At 69.9% G+C, this 21,173-nt stretch carries 24 protein-coding genes; 7 read left to right on the top strand and 17 right to left on the bottom strand.

What is annotated here, in order from left to right; genetic code table 11:
* Position 1: 1 nt before the first annotated feature.
* From ACT26F_RS01995 to ACT26F_RS02010, 4 genes are all read right to left on the bottom strand, one after another.
* Positions 2–1,057, bottom strand: a complete 1,056-nt coding sequence (locus tag ACT26F_RS01995) for a tocopherol cyclase family protein (protein WP_471668803.1) — start codon at positions 1,055–1,057, stop codon at positions 2–4.
* A gap of 64 nt (positions 1,058–1,121) precedes the next feature.
* Complete coding sequence (locus ACT26F_RS02000) at positions 1,122–2,279, bottom strand: reverse transcriptase family protein (RefSeq protein WP_471668804.1); 1,158 nt, start codon at positions 2,277–2,279, stop codon at positions 1,122–1,124.
* A gap of 49 nt (positions 2,280–2,328) precedes the next feature.
* Positions 2,329–3,066: a hypothetical protein gene (locus ACT26F_RS02005; RefSeq protein WP_471668805.1), complete on the bottom strand. Its 738-nt coding sequence runs from the start codon at positions 3,064–3,066 to the stop codon at positions 2,329–2,331.
* A 284-nt stretch (positions 3,067–3,350) separates the two neighbouring features.
* Complete coding sequence (locus ACT26F_RS02010) at positions 3,351–4,268, bottom strand: DUF2510 domain-containing protein (RefSeq protein WP_471668806.1); 918 nt, start codon at positions 4,266–4,268, stop codon at positions 3,351–3,353.
* Between the two features lie 77 nt (positions 4,269–4,345).
* Between ACT26F_RS02010 and ACT26F_RS02015 the strand changes: the two genes are divergently transcribed.
* Positions 4,346–4,642, top strand: a complete 297-nt coding sequence (locus ACT26F_RS02015; protein ID WP_471668807.1) for a DUF2277 domain-containing protein — start codon at positions 4,346–4,348, stop codon at positions 4,640–4,642.
* A gap of 34 nt (positions 4,643–4,676) precedes the next feature.
* On the opposite strand, the gene ACT26F_RS02020 is transcribed toward ACT26F_RS02015, so the two are convergent.
* Positions 4,677–5,090: a DUF8059 family membrane protein gene (locus tag ACT26F_RS02020; protein WP_471668808.1), complete on the bottom strand. Its 414-nt coding sequence runs from the start codon at positions 5,088–5,090 to the stop codon at positions 4,677–4,679.
* 77 nt (positions 5,091–5,167) lie between these two features.
* On the opposite strand from ACT26F_RS02020, the gene ACT26F_RS02025 reads away from it, so the two are divergent.
* Positions 5,168–5,785, top strand: coding sequence for a MerR family transcriptional regulator (locus ACT26F_RS02025; protein WP_471668809.1), 618 nt, complete (start codon positions 5,168–5,170; stop codon positions 5,783–5,785).
* 90 nt (positions 5,786–5,875) lie between these two features.
* On the opposite strand, the gene ACT26F_RS02030 is transcribed toward ACT26F_RS02025, so the two are convergent.
* From ACT26F_RS02030 to ACT26F_RS02050, 5 genes are all read right to left on the bottom strand, one after another.
* Complete coding sequence (locus ACT26F_RS02030) at positions 5,876–6,634, bottom strand: glycoside hydrolase family 16 protein (RefSeq protein ID WP_471668810.1); 759 nt, start codon at positions 6,632–6,634, stop codon at positions 5,876–5,878.
* Between the two features lie 143 nt (positions 6,635–6,777).
* Complete coding sequence (locus tag ACT26F_RS02035) at positions 6,778–8,142, bottom strand: pyridine nucleotide-disulfide oxidoreductase (RefSeq protein ID WP_471668811.1); 1,365 nt, start codon at positions 8,140–8,142, stop codon at positions 6,778–6,780.
* Positions 8,143–8,184: 42 nt separating this feature from the next.
* Positions 8,185–9,435: a hypothetical protein gene (locus ACT26F_RS02040; RefSeq protein ID WP_471668812.1), complete on the bottom strand. Its 1,251-nt coding sequence runs from the start codon at positions 9,433–9,435 to the stop codon at positions 8,185–8,187.
* Positions 9,436–9,463: 28 nt separating this feature from the next.
* A complete protein-coding gene (locus tag ACT26F_RS02045; protein ID WP_471668813.1) occupies positions 9,464–10,234 on the bottom strand; it encodes an acyl-CoA thioesterase in 771 nt (256 codons plus the stop codon).
* A complete protein-coding gene (locus tag ACT26F_RS02050) occupies positions 10,231–11,592 on the bottom strand; it encodes an MFS transporter (protein WP_471668814.1) in 1,362 nt (453 codons plus the stop codon). Before ACT26F_RS02050 ends, ACT26F_RS02045 begins: the two co-directional genes overlap by 4 nt.
* A gap of 54 nt (positions 11,593–11,646) precedes the next feature.
* On the opposite strand from ACT26F_RS02050, the gene ACT26F_RS02055 reads away from it, so the two are divergent.
* Entirely contained in the window at positions 11,647–12,123 is a 477-nt protein-coding gene (locus ACT26F_RS02055; protein WP_471668815.1) for a winged helix-turn-helix transcriptional regulator, read from the top strand.
* 43 nt (positions 12,124–12,166) lie between these two features.
* Positions 12,167–12,832 carry a histidine phosphatase family protein gene (locus ACT26F_RS02060; protein ID WP_471668816.1) on the top strand — a complete coding sequence of 222 codons (666 nt, stop codon included), beginning with the start codon at positions 12,167–12,169 and terminating at the stop codon, positions 12,830–12,832.
* 30 nt (positions 12,833–12,862) lie between these two features.
* Here the strand turns inward: ACT26F_RS02060 and ACT26F_RS02065 are convergent, their stop codons facing one another.
* Entirely contained in the window at positions 12,863–14,317 is a 1,455-nt protein-coding gene (locus ACT26F_RS02065; protein ID WP_471668817.1) for an MFS transporter, read from the bottom strand.
* Between the two features lie 107 nt (positions 14,318–14,424).
* Between ACT26F_RS02065 and ACT26F_RS02070 the strand changes: the two genes are divergently transcribed.
* On the top strand, positions 14,425–15,129 hold the full coding sequence (locus ACT26F_RS02070; protein WP_471668818.1) for a TetR/AcrR family transcriptional regulator: 705 nt from the start codon (positions 14,425–14,427) through the stop codon (positions 15,127–15,129).
* A gap of 33 nt (positions 15,130–15,162) precedes the next feature.
* Here ACT26F_RS02070 and ACT26F_RS02075 read toward each other — a convergent pair whose 3' ends face one another.
* The gene (locus ACT26F_RS02075) at positions 15,163–15,519 is read right to left on the bottom strand and encodes a TraR/DksA family transcriptional regulator (protein WP_471668819.1); all 357 of its coding nucleotides are present in this window, start codon (positions 15,517–15,519) and stop codon (positions 15,163–15,165) included.
* A 100-nt stretch (positions 15,520–15,619) separates the two neighbouring features.
* On the opposite strand from ACT26F_RS02075, the gene ACT26F_RS02080 reads away from it, so the two are divergent.
* Positions 15,620–16,201 (top strand): TIGR03086 family metal-binding protein, encoded by a 582-nt coding sequence (locus ACT26F_RS02080; RefSeq protein ID WP_471668820.1) that lies wholly within the window; start codon positions 15,620–15,622, stop codon positions 16,199–16,201.
* A 4-nt stretch (positions 16,202–16,205) separates the two neighbouring features.
* Here ACT26F_RS02080 and ACT26F_RS02085 read toward each other — a convergent pair whose 3' ends face one another.
* Positions 16,206–16,547 (bottom strand): DUF2200 domain-containing protein, encoded by a 342-nt coding sequence (locus ACT26F_RS02085; RefSeq protein ID WP_471668821.1) that lies wholly within the window; start codon positions 16,545–16,547, stop codon positions 16,206–16,208.
* Between the two features lie 10 nt (positions 16,548–16,557).
* Positions 16,558–17,058, bottom strand: coding sequence for a MarR family winged helix-turn-helix transcriptional regulator (locus ACT26F_RS02090; RefSeq protein WP_471668822.1), 501 nt, complete (start codon positions 17,056–17,058; stop codon positions 16,558–16,560).
* An 88-nt stretch (positions 17,059–17,146) separates the two neighbouring features.
* On the opposite strand from ACT26F_RS02090, the gene ACT26F_RS02095 reads away from it, so the two are divergent.
* The gene (locus ACT26F_RS02095; protein ID WP_471668823.1) at positions 17,147–17,788 is read left to right on the top strand and encodes an FMN-dependent NADH-azoreductase; all 642 of its coding nucleotides are present in this window, start codon (positions 17,147–17,149) and stop codon (positions 17,786–17,788) included.
* A 22-nt stretch (positions 17,789–17,810) separates the two neighbouring features.
* Here the strand turns inward: ACT26F_RS02095 and ACT26F_RS02100 are convergent, their stop codons facing one another.
* Genes ACT26F_RS02100 through ACT26F_RS02110 form a run of 3 tightly spaced genes read right to left on the bottom strand, consistent with a single transcriptional unit; the run spans position 17,811 to position 21,140 of the window.
* Positions 17,811–19,013: a CDP-glycerol glycerophosphotransferase family protein gene (locus ACT26F_RS02100; protein WP_471668824.1), complete on the bottom strand. Its 1,203-nt coding sequence runs from the start codon at positions 19,011–19,013 to the stop codon at positions 17,811–17,813.
* A complete protein-coding gene (gene glf / locus ACT26F_RS02105) occupies positions 19,006–20,175 on the bottom strand; it encodes a UDP-galactopyranose mutase (RefSeq protein WP_471668825.1) in 1,170 nt (389 codons plus the stop codon). Before glf ends, ACT26F_RS02100 begins: the two co-directional genes overlap by 8 nt.
* A complete protein-coding gene (locus tag ACT26F_RS02110) occupies positions 20,172–21,140 on the bottom strand; it encodes a glycosyltransferase (RefSeq protein WP_471668826.1) in 969 nt (322 codons plus the stop codon). The genes glf and ACT26F_RS02110 overlap by 4 nt, the downstream gene beginning before the upstream one ends.
* Between the last annotated feature and the right edge of the window lie 33 nt (positions 21,141–21,173).

Below are 21,173 nucleotides of genomic sequence, written 5' to 3' on the forward strand. Positions count from 1 at the left end.
GTCAGGCGATCGGGGGAGCGTCCTCGGCGTCCGGTCCGTGACCCCGTCGCGTGACCTCGGCGCGCGCCCGGTCGATGCCGCCGTGCTCGAGCGCGGCGAGGTGGGACTCGCCCTCCCACACGAGGCTGCCCCGGCGGCGGACGGTGACGCGCATGTGGGCGCCGAGGTGCTCGATCGCGCCGGGCACGTTGCGCCGTTCGAGGGGGAGCGGCACCGGCAGCACGTGGGCGCTGGCGAGACTGCCTGATCCTTCGACGTCGACGCGCCACCGGGCGCTGCGGCCGTGGAGCGACCAGCGTTCGTCGGTGACCTCCGCGCGCACGGGCGAGACGACCGGGTCGCCGAGCCGGATCACGGAGCCGTCGGGCAGCCGCACGACCACGGCCGTGACGGTGGTGCGCAGCGGTCCGGCGGTGACCTCGCCGCCGGCGAAGGCGACGCACACCGACGGGTCGGCGAAGCCCTGCGCCTGACCCCACCACCACGAGTCGGGGAACCCGCCCTTGCCCCAGTTCTTCTCGGCGTAGACCGACCAGCCGTCGAGGTCCCAGGTCTCGTCGCCGACCACGGCCGTGCCGTGCGCGGACCCGCCCAGCAGCCACGGGTGCCAGTACTGGTTGAGCCCGGGGACCGACTGGAAGACGCTCGACCCGCCGAAGCTGCGGCGCGGCCAGGGCACGGGATTCGTGATCTTCACGTCGAGCCGTGCGTCCGGCGCGAGGTCGACTCGCAGGCTGTCGGCGGTGCCACGGAAGGCGTCGCCCGAGGTGACGCCCAGCCCGCGTTCGTCGGCATGGCCCGCCGGGTGTGTCGTGGTGCGGAGGAAGCCGTTCGGATGCGCCGCGAGCCCGAGGGTCGACCACATCCCATCGGCCGCCCGGTTCACCCCGTCGAGCGCGATCACGACCCGCCCGGACGCGGGATCGGTGAACCGCCAGAAGTACCCCTCCATCGCGACTCCGTGCGCAGGAAGCGGATCCCCGAACGGCCGGTCCGCCCCGCTGGCCCGGTACGCGTGCTGCATGGATCCGACGGCACGACGTAGCGGCGAGGTCATCTCCGCACTATCGCAGAGGAGTCGGGCGGGTCGCTCGGTGGCCGCATCACGACTGCGGCGCCCACTATGAGGCGTCCCAAAATGAGGCGCGAGGCTCCGGTCGAAGTCGTATCAGTTCAGCCTGCCGCTGCAAGAATTCCACGCGATTTGCCCGCGCCTGCGAACGGGTCTGGGCGGATCCCATCAGTGCTTTCGAAGCTCCGGGGTATCTTGAAAGCTGTTGCTCTGTCCATGCTCGTTGAATACTCAACGCGTACAGAATCTTCCCTCGCACGTGGGCGCGGGTCATGGCAACATGCTTTCCGGGGTCCGCTTCGGCATCTATCCAAGACCACGAGTATTCGCGTAGAGCGTGGTCGTCGATTCCGTAGCGTTCTATGAAGTGCAACTCTGTGAGCAGTCGATTCCGGAAGCGCTTTGGTAGCCGGGGCGGACCGTCCCACACCACGAGACCCGTCACGGTCAGGCCTTGGCCTCGACGCCTCGTAACATTCTTGCGCTGCGAAAGTTCGTAGCCGCGTCTCGCGAGCAACTCGTGGACAGAGGGCGTGAGGTCAAATTGGTCGTTACTCGAGAATGTCAGATCATCCGCGTAACGCGTATACGTAACGCCTTCGGCGTTTGCTGCGGCGAACATTTCCTCGTCGAACGACGCGAGCATGAGATTTGAGATCACGGGACTCGAGGGCGAGCCCATCGGGAGTGCGTCCCGCAGCGTGCTTAAGTCAGCGAGTAGCTGGCTGGATTCGCCGTCGAACCCTATTGATTCCAAGACGCGCTCAACCATCCCGTGGGTCGTCGACGGAAAGAAGTCGACAATGTCGAACTTCTGCACATGGAGGCGTCCTGCATGTGGTGCAGCATTAGTACGGGCAGACCGCCCGACACGATAGCCATGACAACACTCGTGGAGAAGCTCCTCTGCGGGGTACCGCAACAGCTCCCGAATCTGCGTCTGAAGCATCTTCAGCCGAAACTGCGGGACATGGATAAGCCGGCGTTTCCCTCGCACCACCACAAGGCGCAGCTCATAGTCGGGAAGCCGGCTTTGAAAGAACTCGTCGCTTGGCTCACACGCTTCGGGCCAATCCGGGTCGCCCCAGATGACTGGCGCCTCTCGGAGGCCGTTCGCCATCGCCTCTAGCGTTGGCAGCGGCCATCCCAGGCTGGCGGCAACGCCGACGCGGTTTCCGATTAGAGAAACGTGCTCCGCCCACACCACGGCTACGAGACTAGCAATGTGCGATCCGCCTGCGGGTCATACTCAGACCCTAAGTAGATGGGGCGGACGGAGCACGCTCGAACATGATGTCACGAAACTTCGACCGGTGGACCCCCGCATCGAAGTCGAGCACATGGGATACCCGGCTTGCGAGAGATTCGTAGTGCGAGATCTTGTACGCTTGGATTTCGCCCTTGAGGCCGTAGTAATGGCTGAGGCGGGCAGAAACGATCCCGAGAACATAGTCGACGAGCGAGAGTCCCGGCGACGGCTTGGTTCCGATCAAGGTCACGTGTTCCGGGGTCGGTCCATCGAGGGACTCCATCGCCGCCGCCACAATCTTGGAGTAGGACTCATCAAGGGACGTGTTCTGCTCAAAAACGAATGCGATCGTCCGACTGCGGTGCTTCTGGGCGTAATTGCGGACCATTGCAAAATACATGTTGATAAGCAGGTCCGGGGTGTCAAGTTCGATGGATCGACGCGAGAACATAACGCTTGAGCGGAAGGGTAGTTCGCTGAAACCGTCGACGAACAGACCCTGGACGCTTGCATTGTCCTCGCCATAATGAAATCCCCGCCGGGCGAAGACGGCTCGCTTCGACGAATTTCCCTGCCATAGGTGGGGCGAAGCAAGTGCACGTTGCTCCAAAGTGCGAACCCCTTCCTGGATGAGGGTGAAGTCACCAACTTCTACGGCACCAGCGAGCGTGAGTTGGCTGGAATCGTGGGTTCCCGACTCATCAAAGAAGACGTAAAAATCGGCCTCGGGCGTCGTCGACTTCATGGCACTCTCAGGTCCGTTGGATCCGGCACCGTTAGTCAACCAGATCTAGGGCCTCGTGCGGATGCAGAAGGCGCAATAGGCTCCGCGGGCGCGCACACATCGTGTGACGACGCACACGATGCAGGTGCGCTGTGCATCTTGTGTCAACACGCTTGATCGCGCTCGCTTCCCTCCGAGCGCGCACGCGGAGGCGCCGGATGTGACGCGCAGATAGTTGGTCACCCGTTTAATCGCCCACCAAACGCAGGCCAGGCGTGCAAACGAGCGTCACTTCCGCGGATGGTTTAGTCGCATCCGATCCCGTCGCCGTCCCGGTCCAATCGGTACGGGTCATCGCCCGTCACTGAGACGGGATGGCCGATCTCGCCGCAGTCCAAATCGGCGACTATCGGCAGGCAGGGGGAGTACCCGGACATGCATTTGCTCGCAGGCGCTTCAGTCTTGCGGGGCTTCGTGACAAGTGGGACGGGCTCGGCGGCCTTCCGGCAGGCCGGTTGCGACGCCGACGCGAAGGCACGGTCGAGTCGACGACCCAGGTCGGGGTTCTCATGGCGGAACTGCTCGAGGTAGCGGTCGTCGCCGAGTCCACTCTTCGCAAGCTTGAGGTTGAGCGACCGGCCCTCCTTGTCACGTACTTCGGAGACCGCCCGACCATAGTCGTCGGACGCGTACGCATCGACCGTGAACCCATCGCTGAGGAAGTCGCGCGTGAATGCGGTCGCCTCCGGCCCGCACTGCTCGTTCCACTCTGGCGTGTTGACGAGTCCCAGGCGGTACTCCTTGCCGTCCGACGCCACCCAGGAGTCACCGTCCTTCTGGTCCGTGATGAAGAGGAGGACTACGGGTTTGCTCGTCGGTTTAGCGACGGGCGTGGGGCTCGGCGTGGCGCTGGGCGAGGTCTGGTCAACCTCTTGCGCTGGTTCGGTCGCTTGCGTGGGCTTCGCCACATCCTCGGTGGTGTCGGGCGTGGCCGCGTTGCCGATCGCACCGATTCCGAAGAGGGCCACACACCCCGCGACCAGCCAGACCTGCCATCGACGAGTCCACGGCTTGCTCACCGTCGACCCGGTCGAATATTGAGACGTCTGCGGATACCGATAGTTGCTCGCAGTGTGCTCGGTCCACGCCGTGCCGTTCCAATAACGCATCTCGCCGCCCGGATCGAGATACCAGCCAGCAGGGGGTCGGGGGCCGTTCGTCATCGCAAGAGCGTGCCACGACCAGCGACCGTAAATCCGCGAAACCGTCACGTACGGCCGACCGGAGTTACAGTCGGAATATGTGCCGAAACATCAGGGTGCTCCACAACTTCGAGCCCGCGACGACCGATGAGGAAGTGCGCGAGGCGGCGCTGCAGTTCGTGCGGAAGGTCAGCGGGTCGACTCGGCCGTCGCAGGCGAATGCCGAGGCGTTCGAGCGGGCGATCGACGAGATCGCGGTGGCGACGCGGCGGCTGCTCGACGACCTCGTGACGAAGGCGCCGCCGAAGAGCCGCGAGCGCGAGGCGATCAAGGGGCGCGAGCGTCACGAGAAGCGGATGGAGCGCGAGGTCCGCATCCGCACCGCGTCGGCCTAGCCGCGAGGCGCCCTCGCGGCAGGGCAGCGGGCGCTCACGCCACGAGCAGTCCGATGCCGAGGGTCGCGAGGCTGACCGCCAGCAGGAGCGCGCCGGCGAAGACCATGAGGATGAACCGGTTGGGCTCGGTGCGGTCGCGGCCCATCGAGGCGAAGAAGAAGCCGCCCGGCATGAGCAGCGCGGACACCGCGACGCCGGTGCGCGCCAGCCACTCCCAGGCGCCGGTCAGTTCGGTGGCGTCGACGAACGGCTGGCAGACCAGTGCGAGCACCAGCAGCACTCCGGCGTGAGCGTGCCCGGCGCGGGCGAACTTCTCCTGGAACGGCGTGACGCCGGCGCGGCCCGTGACGATCTTGACCATGTAGAGGCCGCCCGTCTCGACGGTGACGAGAGCGAGGAACAGGATGCCGGCGAGTTGACGTGACTCGTCGGAGAGCAGGGTTTCCATGGGTACTCCAGTGATCGGATAGTGGAACTATCCCTTTTATTGGAGACCTTCACTATCCCATCTGTCAAGATGTGGTCATGCGCCTCGCCGAACTCGCCGCCCGCAGTGGGCTGCCGACCGCGACGATCAAGTACTACCTGCGGGCCGGGCTCGTCCCGCCCGGCGCGACCGAGGGCGCCACGTGGGCGCGCTACGACGAGTCGCACCTGCGACGCCTGCGCCTCGTCCGCGCCCTCACCGAGGTGGCCGGGCTGGCGCTCGAGGACGTCCGTGCCGTGGTCGTCGCGCTCGACGCGTCCGGATCACCGCACGAGGCCCGCGGTGTCGCGCAGTGGCACCTGTCCGCGCCCGTCCCCGAGGAGCCGTCCGAGGATTCGCTGCAGCAGGTCGAGGCGCTGCTCGCCCGGCGCGGCTGGGACCTCGAGCCCGAGAGCCCGCACCGCCAGACGCTGGCGGCCGCGCTCGACACCCTCGACGAACTCGACTTCCCGGCGACCGACGAGGTCCTCGACGCCTATGCCGAGGCCGCCGCAACCGTGGCGGCTGTGGATGTCCCTCGGGTCACCGCCGAGACCGATCCGGTCGTCGCCGCGGAGAAGCTCGTCATCGGCACCCTGCTCTACGAGCCCGTGCTGACCACGCTGCGGCGGATGGCGCACGAGGCCGACTCGGGCCGCGGTCAGGCGCCCCGCTGAGCCGTGCCATCGTGGACGGCTGGATGCCGAGGTCCCGACCCCGACCTCTCGAGCCGACTCCCGAGCGCCGGCCGGGGAAGTAACGCCGCGTCAGGACGTGGAGCGGATGCGGTCCACCACGAGCCGCGGCACGTGACCGGGGTCCGAGCCGGGCGCCCGCTCGGGGAAGTCGAAGACCGCGAGCATCACCTGCATCGGATACGTCGGCGGCCCAGGACAGGTGCGCAGTGGCTCGCCGTCGACGAGGAACCGCACCTCGTCGGACGTCCATTCAAGGGCGTACGTGTGGAACTCGGCGACGTCGATCTGCCGTCGCGTGGTGGCGAAGTCCTCGGGCACATCGGGGTCGCGGAAGGCATGCAAGCCTGCGCCCACCTCGGCCGAGCGACCGGGGTCCACTGTGTCGCCGAAGACCTCGAAGAGGCAGATCTCGGCGGACTCGCGCGGCTCGACCTCACGCCCGACGAGCCAGCACGACGCCATCGATCGCGGCGACAGGTCCATCAGCGCGACCACCTCGAGTGACTCCACCTGCGGGGTCCAGCCCCAGAAGGTCTCCTGCTCCTCGCGCACGGTGAGCCCGTCGCGGAACGGCTGCTGGCCCACCGTGCTGCCGACGGGTCCGGAGTGGTTGCCGCTCTGGATGCCGGAGACGCGCAGCGGTGGCCGGTGGTCGTCGGCGCACCACAGGCCCTGCTCGGGCGTGATGCGCAGGGTCAGGCAGGAGTCGCGGACCTCGAGGTCGGCCGCGGAGGCCGCGCGTGAACTCCAGGCAGGCAGGTAGTGAGGGAGCCACACCGACCGGTCGAGATCCGTGCCGTCGAAATGGTCGTCGAAGCGCGTCGCCATCCTCACATGGTGCCCGCGCCGGGTGCGAGAGTGGAAGCCTTGGCCGCCGTCGCGCCCGTGGAGCGGGCGTACCCGTTCACCGGTCGGTGGCTGGCGCGCGACAGCTCGGCTGGGACGACCGCGTCGGCTACTGACGGCACGGGTCACACCAGCTGCGCGAGGCGCTCCATCGCCGGACCGGTGTGGGTCGCGAGGCGCTCGCGGGCGTCGTCCAGCGCTGCCGACGTGTACCCCTCGGGGATGCGGGCCGGGTTGAGCGCGGTCCCGTTCGCCCAGGCCCTGACGTCGGGCTCCGAGGTCGCCGCGGCGGCGGAGCGGCCCCCCAGGACCGTCATCTCGATCCACTGGCGCATCGAGTCGCCGTAGGGCGTCGGCGCGCAGAGACGGTTCTTCGCGGCATCGTCGTCGCGCGTCGCCTCGACGTAGCCGGCGAGCGCCGCGCCGAAGCACGGGAACCCCGCCCGGATGGGCTGCAGCGTGATCGCGTCGGGGCCCCAGATCGGCACCAGCGGCGGGTACTTCAGGCCGTCCGCGGCGCAGTGGACGACCACGGCGTCGCGCGCCACCGGCACCGAGGCGTCGGCGAAGCCGAGCCGGCCGGGGCCGACGGAGGTCAGGTGGCCGTGCCGGACGATGCGCTCGAGCGTGCGCAGCCGGTCCAGCTCCCAACGGGCGAGGGTGGGGGACTTCGCCATCGTCGGCATGACGTCGCGATCGATCCGCAGCATGATCCCGGCGTCCTCCAGCCGCAGGAAGAGGTCCTCGGGCGAGGCGGCGGCACGGCCGGCCTCCATGAGGTCGGCCACCATGCCCACGAAGATCGCCGGATCGGGCTGGATCACGGCACGGTCGAACATCCAGGGATCCCGCGGGCGGACCCAGGTGATCCGGTCGGGATCCACGCCGTGCGCCAGCAGCCAGATGCAGGCGTCCGTCGCGGTCTTTCCCGCTCCGGCGATCACGTACTCGCTCGGCGTCTCCTCCAGCCGGGCCAGGTCGTTGACCGCGATCACGTGTGCGCCGTCCTCGACCCCGAAGGGCGGCGGCTTCTCCGCGGGGATGCTGGGGGAGAGGTAGCGGGCGTCGACGATCCGGCAGTGCTCGGGCACGCTGAACCGCTCTCCCGAGACGAGCGACACGACCTCGCGACCGCCGGTGTACTCGCAGCCGGACAGGAACTCCACCCGGCCCGAGTCGGTCAGGGTCGTCAGGACCGACTCGTAGTAGCCGCAGATCTGGTTCCGGGTGGCGCGCTCCTGCAGGCCCTGCTCGGGACCGGACTGCTGCAGCTGCCCGCCGCCGAGGAGGGTCGACGCGACGCCGTAGAACGCGGAGGCCTGGTGCAGGCGGACGAACGGGTACGCCTCGAGCCAGTGGCCTCCGGTCGCGTGCCGTCGGTCGACGAGGGCGACGCTGGCGTCGCCGTGGCCGACCAGGGCGTCGGTGAACGCCATCCCCATGGCGCCGGCGCCCACCACGAGGTACTCGACATCGAGCGGGGTGCTCATCCGTCCACCGTGCGCCTGTGTCTGGTCTGCGTCAACGGCCCGTCAGGCCTTGCGGGTGATCCGGTAGTCCAGCACGAGGAAGCCGAACCCGAAGACGCGGAAGGCGTGCTCGGCGCGCAGGACGCCGTCGCGGACGAAGACGTCGAGCTCCTCCTCGAAGCCCGGCACGGCCAGGGTGGTCAGTTCGTCGGCTGCCGGGTCGACGTAGGAGAGGTAGTGCCCGGCCTGGCCGTCGTCGATCCGGCTGGTGAGCGTCAGGCCGCCGTCGGGCCGTGACCTCGGCCGCAGCGTCGCGGTGAAACTGCCCTCGGGCAGGGGGAACCCGACGCTGACGTAACCGGAACCCTCGTGCGTGTAGGTCGTGTAGATGCCGAGCATGATCGGCTCGTCGTCGTCGGCGAACGACCGGATCCAGCCGCGCACCGACACCGTGCCGTCCACGCCCGAGATCGTGTCGATGCGGCTGCGGATGCCGCGCTGGGCCTCGCGCTGGTTCATGGGCATGCTGGCCTGGCCGAGCGGGCGTGCGACCGCGGTGCGGTAGAGCAGGTAGCCCGGGCGGACCCACGCGCGCCACCGCGGCACGATGTCGAGCGCGAACCGCGTCGTGTGCTCGTAGAACTCGCGCACCAGCGGGTCGACCTGCTGCGGGTCGAACCCCGACCCGGCCAGGGCGTCGAGTGAGGCGACGATGCCGGTGTCCTGGTGGTCGGCGGTGTACTGACCACCGAGCTCGTCGGCGAGCGCCCGGACGTAGTCGGTGCCCACGAACCGCGACCGCGCCGGCCGGGGGACCACGAAGGGCAGGTCCTCGGTGCGGGCCCGCTCGGCGAGCAGGCTCACCTGCGGGTCGCGGAAGATCAGGGCCGAGAGACCGCGCTGGGCCACCACCGCCGCGGCGGCCGCCAGCGCCCCGGAGGCGTTCGTGCGGTGCAGGACCTGACCGACGCCGGTGCCCACGACCGGACCCAGCGCCACCTTCTGCGGGCGCAGTCCCAACGCTCCGATTGCCGCGCCGGTGACCGTGCTGATCGCCCGCGGGCCGGCACCGGCTCGCTCCGCTGCCCAGCCCAGTGGGGCGGCGAGTGCCGCACTCACGGCGATCCGCTGCCACAGCGCCGGGATCTCGTCCGGCTGCTGGCGGAGCCGCGCCACCGTCTCGGACGCGGCGAGCCCGGCTGCCCCGGCCAGCGCGCCGGCCGCGACCGCCCGGCCACCGCGTCGCGATGCCAGTGCAGCGCCGGCGAGTCCGCCGACGACCGCGGCGAACCCGGCCGAGGAACTCGTGCTCACGCTCGCGAGCCTAGTGCGCGGCGGGCTCCTAGCGGATGGTCCGCAACTGCGACGAGGTCGCCAGCGGCACGCCGTCAGGGGTCCAGATCCGGATGTCCTCGGTGAGCCAGCCGTCGTCGCTCGCATCGACCGTGGTGGCGTCGACGAGCACCCAGCCGGCGTCGGCCGAGGCGACCTCCGGAGTGAACCGGACCGTGGTGCGCACCGTGGGGATCGTGCGCATCTCGGTCAGGACCGCGGAGAAGGACGGAGCCAGCGCGTCGGAGAGCACGAGCAGGCGCTCCCACGGGTCCTCGACCCGCTCGTTCAGCCGGATCCACGCGCACAGGTTCGGCTCGGGTGAGGCGGAGAACGGCAGGGGAGCGGTCGCGGGCCGGATCTCGATCCGCGTGCTGATGGGCACGAACTCGGGCGGCACCACGAAGCGTCGGGCGCGGTCGAGCGGGAAGTCGACGACGGGCGGCCGCGCCCGGTCGGTCGGGACGTCCGGACGGCGGGGAGCGGAGAGCACCGCCGTGGCCACGGCCGCGGTCCGGCCACCGGAGGTCACCGTCGCGGAGGCGAGGTTCACGCCGCGGCCCTCGTGGGTGAGCTCGGCCTGCACCTCGAGGCTTTCGGTGACGGGTCGCACGAGGTACGCCGTGAGCTCGATCGGGATGAGGTCGGGGGAGGCCACGGAGCGCATCTCACGCAGCGCGACGGCCGCGACGAGTCCACCCTGCAGGCCTCCGAAGCCGCTGAACGGACGCAGGTCGACGTCGCTCGCGCCATCGAGCACATCGGCGATCACGGCGGTCATCGCGACGACTGCCCGAGCGCGGTGATGCTGGCGACGAGCGCGAAGGCGGCGGTCATCCACCACGCGACTGCAAAGGCCTCGGGGCCCGCGGGTTGCGAGGCGAGGACGGCGACGAGCGCGGCGACGCCCACCGCGATGCCCACCTGGCGCGCGGTCTGCAGCACGGCCGAGCCGGTGCCGTGCTGTTCCGGCGGGAGCTGGCTGCAGCCCAGGGCCATGGCGGGCGGGACGACCAGCCCGACGCCGACTCCGGTCAGCAACAGGCCCGGGAGGATCGACGTGGCGTACGAGGTGGAGGGCCCGGCGAGCACTGCCCACGACGCCACCCCGGTGGCGAACACGCCCGTACCCACCGCGACCACCGCCCGTGGGCCGATCGCCGCGACGAGCCGACCGCCGTACACGGCCACGAACGGCACCAGCAGCGGCCCCGGCGCGATGCCCAGTCCAGTCTCGAGCGCGGAGAGCCCCCACACGTCCTGCAGCCACAGCACGAGGGACAGCAGCATCGCGCCGAACGCCACGTGGAACGTCAGGAGCGTCAGGCTCATCGAGGTGAAGTGAGGAGTCCGGAGCAGGCCGAGGCTCACGATCGGGTCGGCGGACCGGGCGACGGCGAGCGCGTTGAGGGCCAGTCCAGCGACCACGATCGCCGCGACCGCGAGGGTCTTGGTCGAGGTCCAGCCCCACTCGGAGCCGTCGACGAGGAGCAGGACGAGGGTGGCGACGGTCGCGACCAGCAGCAGGGCGCCGCCGAGCGCGGGACGCCGTCCGGGGTGCCCGACCGTGGCAGGCAGCACCCGCCAGCCGACGACCGCGGCCGCGATCCCGAGCGGGACGTTGACCAGGAAGATCCACCGCCAGTCGGCCTGGACGAGAACACCGCCGACCACCGGTCCGAGGGCGGCACCGACACCGCCGAGTCCGGCCCACAGCCGCACCGCGCCGGCGCGACTCTCGGCCGGGAAGGCGGTCAGGACCAGGCCCAGCGACGACGGGATCATCAGCGCAGCGCCCGCGGCCTGGACGATCCGGAAGGCGATGAGGGTGCCGAGGCCGGGGCTGAACGCGCACGCCGCCGACGCGAGCGTGAAGACCAGCAGCCCGACGAGGAACCCGTTCTTGCTGCCGACGAGGTCGCTGACCCGCCCGGCGGGCACGAGCAGCGCGGCGAAGGTGATCGCGTAGGCGTTGAGGATCCACGACAGGTCCGCGAGGTCGCCGACGCCGAGTGACGCGGCGATGTCACCGAGTGCGACGTTGACGACGAACAGGTCGAATCCGGACAGCAGGACGCCCACGGCGACGACGGCCATCACGAGGCGGGGCGAGGTGGTCCGTGTAGTCAGTTGTGTCACGAAACGCACACTAGACCTAGTGCGTTGCGTGGTGCAACTGACTAGGCTGGGCGCATGCGCCGCAGCAGCTTCTCCGAGATGAACTGTTCGATCGCCCAGAGCCTGGAGGTGATCGGGGAGTGGTGGACCCCGCTGATCCTGCGTGACGCGCTCATGGGCGTGACCCGCTTCGAGCAGTTCCAGACGCGGCTGGGGATCGCGCGCAACGTCCTGTCCGCACGACTGCAGACCCTCGTCGAGCACGGGATCCTCGAGGAGGTGCAGTACTCGCAGCGGCCGCCGAGGTCGGAGTACGTCCTCACGCAGAAGGGCCGCGACCTGTGGCCCGTCCTCACGATGCTGCGTCAGTGGGGCGACCGGTGGCTCGCTCCCGAAGGTGCTCCCGTCGAGGCCGTCCATGCGAACTGCGGTCACGTCGCACACGCCGAGCTGACGTGCTCGCACTGCGGGGAGCGGCTGCGCGGCCGCGACCTCGAACTGCGCCACGGACCGGGCGCGCCCGACGGCGGCATCCTCCTCGACGCTCGGTAACCCCGTTCCGGGAGTTCTCGATCGCGGATGACAGGGTGGTGTGATGCGACTGCTGCTCCTGCGCCACGGCCAGACCCCGTCGAACGTGGGAGGCCTGCTCGACACGGCCGCACCCGGTGCCGAGCTGACCGCGCTCGGGTTCCGGCAGGCCGAGGCCGTTCCCGGAGCGCTCCACGACCGTGACGTGGACGCGGTCTTCGTCTCGAACCTCGTGCGCACGACCCTCACGGCGACGCCGCTGGCGGTGGCCAGGTCGCTGGACCCGGTCACGCTCGACGGTCTGCGCGAGATCGGCGCGGGCGACCTCGAGATGGCCGGCGACCACGAGTCCCACATGACGTACCTGCACACGGCCTTCGCGTGGGCGCGGGGACGGCTGGCGGCGCGGATGCCCGGTGGCGAGGACGGCCACGAGTTCCTCGACCGCTACGACTCCGCGATCGCCGCGATCGCGGACTCGGGGGCGCAGACCGCGCTCGCGGTGTCCCACGGCGCAGCCATCCGGACGTGGACCAGTGCCCGGGTGGGCGGCGTCGACGTCGACTTCGTCGAGCGCTCCCCGCTGCCGAACACCGGACTGGTCGAGGTCGAGGGCGATCCGCGGACGGGATGGACCCTCGTCGGCTGGCCCGAGCACCCCGTGGGCGGCGCCCACCTCGCGGTCGACAACTACGACGATCCGACGGGCGAGCCGGTCGAGGACGACTGAGTCGGGCGGGGGCCGGAGCCCCCGCGAGCCTCAGGCGGGGTGCTCCTCCGTGGACCGCGAGTCGGTCAGCGTGAGCGCGCCCCAGCCGGCCACGAGGCCGACGACGACGGCCAGGACCGCGTAGGTCACGCGTTCGCCGTGGAAGAACGACTCGACCAGCTCGGTGCTCCACACGCCCGACGGCAGGGTCGTCGTCACGAGGACCGCGATGAAGGTCCCCACGACCGCGGTGCCGACACTCGTGCCGACCTCCTGCGCGGTGTCGTTCAGCGCGGCGGCGATGGACGTCCGGTTCTCGGGCATCGCCGAGACGAGGGCGACCGCGCAGATCGTCATGACGGTGCGCAGGCCGATCGTGAAGGTCACCATGAAGAAGGCGATCGGCAGGTAGCCGTGGTCGACGGACCACGCGAAGCCCGCGAGCGAGCCGGCGAGGAAGCCCGTGCCGACGAGGCATGCGATGCGATGGCCGTAGCGCTTGGCCAGTGACTCCGAGAACGGGGTCGCGAGGATCATCGTGACGATGAGCGGAAGGTTCGCCAGGCCGGCGCGCACGGGGCTCCAGCCCCACGCGTACTGGAAGTGCAGGATCAGGCCGAACATCACGCCGGCCATCGCGATCGACGTGCCGATCTGGGCGAGCGCGGCGCCGCGGACGGTGCCGGAGCGGAACACCGTGAGGTCCAGCATCGGCTGGGCGGTGCGACGCTCGTGCATGACGAATCCGGTGAGCGCGAGCGCGGATCCGAGCACGCAGGCCCACGTCGTGGGCGACCACCAGCCGTGCTCGACGCCGCTGGTCAGGGCGTAGCAGGCCAGGCCGATCGTCGCGATGCTGAGGACGGCGCCGGGCAGGTCCAGCCGGTCACGCGTGAGGTCCTCGGGGCGGTCGGCCGGCACGCCCAGCCGCACGCCGATCCACGCGATGAGCGCGATGGGTGCGTTGACGAGCAGGAGCCACTCCCAGCTCACGTGCGCGAGGGCGGTGCCGCCGAGCAACGGGCCGAGGATGAAGCCGCTCATGCCGACGATGATCATCACGGTCATGGCGCGCATGCGCAGGGTCTCGTCGTCGAAGAGCCGGAAGACGAGGGAGTTGGTGATCGGGGCCATCGCGGCGGCGGCGAGGCCGAGCGCGGCGCGCAGCGCGATGAGCTCGCCCGCGGAACTCACGGCGACCACGGCGAGGCTGATCAGGCCGAACGCGGCCAGACCGACGAGCAGGACGCGACGGCGTCCGAGCCGGTCCGCGGCCGAGCCGGCGGTCAGCAGCAGGCCGCCGAAGGTCAGGGAGTACGCGCCGGTGACCCACTGCAGGGCGGTCGTGCCGCTGCCGAGGTCGCGACCGATCGTCGGCAGCGCGATCGTCAGCAGGGTGTTGTCGACCATCTCGACGAAGAAGGCCAGGCACAGCGCGAACAGGGGGATCCACGCGGCCTTGAGCGACGGATAGGTGTGACTCGGGGTCGTGGTGCTGGCAGTCATGGTGGCCTCCTCTGGAACAGTGTTCGATAATCGAACTACGTTCCATACGATAGAACATTGTTCGATCCGGAGCAAACCCGGAACCGCCGATGTGATGGGATAGACACATGCCGAGCTCAGGACGCACCGCCGCCACGGGACCCCGGCGGCGCGCCTCGCACTCGATGGAGGCCGTCATCGCCGAGGCCGTGGCCCTGCTCGACGAGGCGGGGGAGCCCGCGCTGACGTTCCGCGCCCTTGCCGCGCGGCTCGGCGGCGGCGTGGCCAGCATCTACTGGTACGTCGGCAGCAAGGACGAGCTGCTCGACCGCGCGACGGACCACGTGGTCGGCGAGGTGCTCGCCGCCACCGAGCGGTTCACCGGCGCTGCCGACCCGATCGACGACCTGCGCTCCACCGCGGTCGCGCTCTTCGACGCGATCGCCGACCGGCCGTGGCTCGCGTCCTACTTCCTGCGCAACGCCGAGGTCCAGCCGAACGCCCTGGCGATGTACGAGCGCATCGGTGAGCACGTCATGCGACTCGACCTCACGCCGCGCCAGACGTTCCACGCGGTCTCGGCCGTGCTGGGCTACGTCATCGGGGTCGCCGCCGACCTCGGGCAGACGCCGACCCAGGAGATGATCGACGGGACCGTCGATCGCGACGGCTACCTGCGTGAGCAGGTCGACCGGTGGCTGGACCTGGACGCCGCCCAGTTCCCGTTCCTGCACCTCATCGCCGAGGAGTTCGCCGGGCACGAGGACCGCGACCAGTTCAGTGCCGGCCTCGACCTGCTGCTCGCGGGCCTACGGCTCCAGGCCGAGCGCTGATCGGCGGTCGAGTCGACCCGGTCCACGCGGGGGTCAGCGCCGGCTCTCGCTCGTGGAGGCGCAGCTGATGCACTGTCGCGCGACGGGTCGAGCCTCCAGGCGCGCCGCGGAGATCCGCCGACCGCACGACTCGCACGCACCGTAGGTCCCCGCCGCGACGCGCTCGAGGGCGGCGTCGATCTCCCTCAGGTGGTGCTTGGTCTGCTGGACCATCGCGTCCACCTGCGACCGGTCGAACGCCACGGTGGACCCCTCTGGATCGTGCTCGTCGTCGCCGTTGGAGTCCAGGGCCGCCTCCACCACCGCGTCGAAGTCCCGCGTCAGCCCGGTGAGCCGGTCGAGGGTTTGCCGTCGGTCCTCGTCGAGGCGGGCTCGACTCCCGTGCGACATCGGCCACCTCCCTTTCGCGGTTCCTGCCCCGTCACCCATGATCGCGCGTTTCGTGGGCGACGAGGGTTTCGCGAGGAGCGATTCACGAAGACACTGGAGCATGGTCACCATCGATCTGGAGTCCGCCGGTCAGGCCCTGCTCGCGACCGTCCGGGGCATCGAGGACGAGTCGCACAGCCGGCAGACCCCGTGCATGGGCGTGTCCGTGGGGCAGTTGCTGCACCACGTCGTCGGCCTGACCGAGGCGTTCCGGGCGGCCGCCGAGAAGGAGCTCGGTCCGCTGACGGACACGGCACCCGGCCTCGTGGAGTCACCGACCGTGGAGGACGGCTGGCAGGCCACCCTGGCGGACCGCGTTCCCCGTCTGGTTGAGGCGTGGCGCCAGGACGCGGCCGGCGAGGGGATGACCCGAGTCGGCGGCGTCGACCTCCCCGGCGAGGTGGCCGGACGGGTCGCGCGCGACGAGCTGGTGCTCCACGCGTGGGACCTTGCCCGGGCGACCGGTCAGGAGTACGTGGTCGACGACGCGACGGCCGCGGCGTGCCTGGAGTTCGTGGAGCAGTTCGACCCGGCGGGAACCCCGGGCCTGTTCGGGCCGGCCGTTCGGGTCGCCGCCGATGCGCCGGTGCTGGATCGGCTGGTGGCGCGGGCCGGGCGGGACCCGCGGTGGGCGCCGTCCTGACCGATCAGGCCCGCAGGATCTTCTCCATCGGCTTGCCCTTGGCCAGCTCGTCGATCAGCTTGTCGAGGTAGCGGACCTTCTTCATGAGCGGATCCTCGATGTTCTCGATCCGCACACCGCACACGACACCCGTGATGAGCGAGACGTTCGGGTTCAGCTCGGCCTCGGCGAAGAAGTCCTCGAAGGTCGTTCCGGCGTCGAGGTGCTGCTGCAGCGCTGCGGCGTCGAAGCCGGTGAGCCACTCGAAGACCTCGTCGACCTCGTCCTTCGTGCGCCCCTTCTTCTCGGCCTTCACGATGTAGTGCGGATAGACCGAGGCGACGGGCATGGTGTAGATCCGGTGCACGGTCACGAGTCTATCGAGGCTCGCTGCAGTCCACGTCCGAATGGATTCCGGCCACGATGGCCCGCGCGGCGTCGCCGAGACCACGCAGTTGCTCGGGGCTCAGCTGGTCGACGACGAGCCGTCGCGCCTCGCGTGCGTGGTCGGGAGCGGCGGCCTTCAGCTTCGCCAGCCCCGCCTCCGTGAGATGGGCCTCGATGCGGTGACGGCCCATCGTGCAGCTGCGGCGCTCGACCCAGCCGGCGCGCTCGAGCCGGCTCATCGCATGCGAGAGCCGCGAGGGCGATCCCTGCGCCACGAGGGCGAGGTCGCTGAGCGGCAGCCGGTGGTCGGGGGAGGACGAGAGGTAGGCCAGGACGTGGTACTCGAACGAGTTCATCCCCGCGTCGCGCTTGAGCTGGGCGTCGATCGCCGCCGGGAGCGTGTTGATGAGCCCCATGAGGGCCTTCCAGTCCTCCAACTGGTCGTCGGCGAGCCACGGGGAGTCGTCGAGCGGCGGGGTGGGCATCGTCACAGGCATCATCCTACCCGTTGATTTGAATGTTCAACAGGATCCGCCTACAGTCGAGTTGAACATTCAAATCAAACTTCGGGAGTCCCGCATGACCCTTCTCCGTGTCGACGCCAGCATCATGGGCGAGCAGTCCGCGAGCAGCGCGCTCGCCGATCGCGTCGTCGCCTCCTTCGCCGAGGCGCAGCCCGGTGTGGAGGTCGTCTCGCGTCACCTCGGCCGCGAGCCGCTGCCGGCCGACGCCTGGCCGCACGCGATCAGCGCCGGGTTCACGCCGCAGGACCAGCGCACGGACGAGCAGGCCCAGGCCGCGTCCCTCGCCCAGGAGCTCGCTGCCGAGCTGCGCGACGCGGAGGCCGCCGTGCTGGCGCTGCCGCTCTACAACTGGGGCGTCTCCCAGCACGTCAAGACGTGGATCGACCTGGCCATCGCCGGCGCCCCGCAGGGCGAGCGCCTCCTCGAGGGCAAGCCGGTCGTCCTCGTGGTCACGCGCGGCGGCTCCTACGCCCCGGGCACCCCGAAGGAGGGCTGGGACCACAACGTCGACTACCTGCGCCGCATCGCCGCGGACGTGTGGGGCGGCGACGTCACGGTGATCGAGCGCGAGTTCACGCTCGTCGGCGTCAACCCCGCGCTCGACGCGTTCACCGACGTGGCCCACCGGATGCGCGAGGAGGCCGAGGAGGCGTCGGACAAGGCCGGCGCGAGCCTCGCCGGCCGCATCGCCGGCTGATCCGGACCCGACGACGGCGGGCTCAGGGGCCGGTGGCTCCCTGGGCCCGCTTCTCGTCCCATGCGCTGTCGCGCAGGGCGATCGCGTCGGAGCAGGCCTGCACGAACCGGGCCGTCGCGACGCCGGGTGTCGTGTCGCCGAGGTAGTACTCGACCAGGTCCCGCCGGGCGACCGCCGTCGGATCGGCGGTGAGCTGTTCGGCGACGACCGCCGCGACGTCGGCGCCCTCGTCCAGCAGCGGCAGGGTGTCCATGAGCCGCGACGGCGGCACGGCGATCCGGGGCCGACACACGATGACGGGCTTGCCGGTCGGCAACCAGTTCAGGGTCACCGCCGACACGTCGGTGATCAGTAGGTCGGCGTCCGCGAAGGACTGCTCCAGCGGCACGTCCACGTCGACGCGGTCGGCACGCGCACGGGCCGCGGCGTCGGCCTCGGCGTAGGCCGCGTCGATCACGCCGTTGAGCGGGTGCGGCCGGTAGACGAGCCGGTACGTCCCCGGCAACGCGTCGAGGATCGCCGCGCCGTGGGTCAGCAGGGAGCCGTAGGAGACCGACGGCTGCGAGGCCTCCCACGTCGGCGCGTACAGCACCGTCCGACGGGTCGCGTCGGGGTGCGCCGTCGGGGCCGGGACGTCCAACTGGGGCTGGCCGATCAGGACCGATCGGGCCGGGGCGTCGTAGAGCATCACGGCCGCCGCGGTGCGGTCGAGCGCCGCCTGCCCGGCCAGGAAGCAGAAGTCGTACGCCTTGACCTGGTTCGACACCGAGACGCCCTTGTCGCTGTCGCCGTGGCCGAGGTAGACGTGCACGAGCGACGTGAACCGCAGGCACTCGAAGTTCACGGGGTCGTGGTTGACGTAGAGCGCGAGCCTGACGTCGCTCACGGCGAGGATCTCGTCGAGCTGGCCGTACCGGGCGAGCGTCACGCAGTCGAGCCCGGACTCGGCCCGCACGAGGGCGGCCGTGCGCGAGTCCTTGAACACGGCCACGACGCCGTGGGCGGCGTCGAGCGCCTCGAGCGCACGCAGCCACGGTCGCAGCTGGTACAGCGCGTCGGCGCCGTTCGGGAAGTAGAGCAGGACCGACTGCGTGAACGGCCGGCCCAGCCGGTGCTCGTCGGTCAGCTTGTCGGGCATGCCGACGGGCAGGAACCGGGAGCGGCGGATCCGGGCGATCAGCCACTGCCGCAGGCGGGGGACGAGCCCCACCCGGCTCTCAGCCACGGACCAGCCCCGGCCGCAGCACGTTGTCGACCATCGACAGCGCGGACGCGATCGCCATGTGCATGTCGAGGTACTGGTACGTCCCGAGGCGCCCGCCGAAGTGCACCCCGGTCTCGGCGTCGGCGAGGGCGCGGTAGCCCTTCAGTGCGACGCGGTCGTCGGGCGTGTTCACCGGGTAGTACGGCTCGTCGTCGGTGCCGGTGCGGGCGAAGCGGCTGAACTCGCGCATGATGACCGTCGCGTCGCTCGGGTAGGCGCGCTCGGGGTGGAAGTGCCGGAACTCGTGGATGCGCGTGAACGGCACGTCCTCGTCGGCGTAGTTCATCACCGGGGTGCCCTGGAAGTCGCCGATCGGCAGCACCTCGGACTCGAAGTCGAGGGTGCGCCAGGCCAGCGCGCCGTGCGCATCGTCGAAGTACCGGTCGAGCGGGCCCGTGTAGACGACCGGGAGGCGGCCCACGGTGTCGGCCTTGTTGAACGGCTGCGAGGCGTCGAAGAAGTCGGTGTCGAGCCCGATCGTGATGTTCGGGTGGTCGGCCATCCGCTCGAGCCACGCCGTGTAGCCGTCGGTGGGCAGGCCCTCGTACGTGTCGTTGAAGTACCGGTTGTCGTACGTGTACCGCACGGGCAGGCGCGTGATGATGTCGGCCGAGAGCTGGGTCGGATCGGTCTGCCACTGCTTCGCCGTGTAGCCCTTGATGAACGCCTCGTACAGCGGTCGGCCGATCAGGCTGATCGCCTTCTCCTCGAGGTTCTGCGCCGCGGCCGAGCCCCCGGAGAGCGCCGCCCCGGCCTGCTCGGTGACCCAGGCCCGCGCCTCGTCGGGCGTCATCGCCGAGCGGGTGAACTGGTTGATCGTGCCGAGGTTGATCGGCAGCGGGTACACCTCGCCGCGGAACGTCGAGTACACGTGGTGCCGGTAGCTCGTGAAGGTCGTGAACCGGTTCACGTAGTCCCACACGCGCTCGTTGGAGGTGTGGAACAGGTGGGCGCCGTAGCGGTGCACCTCGATGCCCGTGGTCGGCTCCGCCTCGCTGTAGGCGTTGCCGCCCAGGTGCGAGCGGCGGTCGATGACGTGCACCTTCAGGCCGGGGTCGTTCGCGAGCTGCTCGGCGACGGTGAGACCGAAGAAGCCGGAGCCGACGACGAGGACGTCGGTCACGCTTCGCCTCCCTCTGCCGGCGGCAGCGCGGGCATCGGCTGCCACGAGCGGTCGCGCCAGATCTTGCGACCGTCGCGCCATCCCTTCACGAGCGACGTGAAGCCCGTGAAGGAGCGCTCGACGACGACGAGCCGCACGATCTCCTTCGCGAAGGTCAGCGCCGTGCCGATCGCGAAGCCGACCTTGTGCAACCGGTCGTGCTCGGCAAAGTAGCGGCCGACATAGGCCCGGTTGCGCATCACGTGGTACTTCGCGAGCGGGCTCGAGTCGTTGAGGTGGCGCAGGCCGAGGTTGACCTGCTTCTGCTCGCGCTTCTTCTGCAGCACGAACTCGTCGACGTAGACGACCTCGGTCTCCAGCGACGCGAGCCAGGCGTAGACGGCGTCGTCCCACGAGATGAAGAAGCGCGGGTCGGGCAGGCCGATGCGGCGCACGACGTCGGCGTGGACGAGCATGCCCTCGAACGTGCCGGAGTTCGTGAGCGCGTAGCCGTCGGTGTTGAACGTCTTGACCGAGTAGGGGAGAGGGACGCCGAGGAACTGGTTGAACTTCGCCTGCCAGTAGAAGGGCGTGCCGTCGACGTCGTAGCGGCGACCGTGGATGACCTTGAACCGCTGCATCCACGGTTCGAACAGCGCGAGGGCGTCGGGCAGGATCTCGACGTCGTCGTCCATGAGCCACACCCAGTCGGCGCCGAGCTCGAGCGCGACCTTGGTGCCCTCGCTGAACCCGCCCGCGCCGCCGGTGTTGGTGGCCATGCGGTGGTTGACCAGCACCCCCGGACCGAACTTCGACTCCCACTCGCTGACGACGTCCTGCGTGTCGTCGGTGCTGGCATTGTCGACCACGATGATGCGGTCGGGTGCCGTCGTCATGGCCGCGGCACTCTCCAGCAGGTCGGCCAGGAGCGCCGATCGATTGAAGGTGACGATGGCGATCGCCAGGGTTCCGGTCGTCGAAGTCACCCGCCTAGGCTATCGGGCCCGACCCTGCCGTGA

The sequence above is a fragment of the Aeromicrobium sp. SP1 genome (assembly GCF_055663785.1).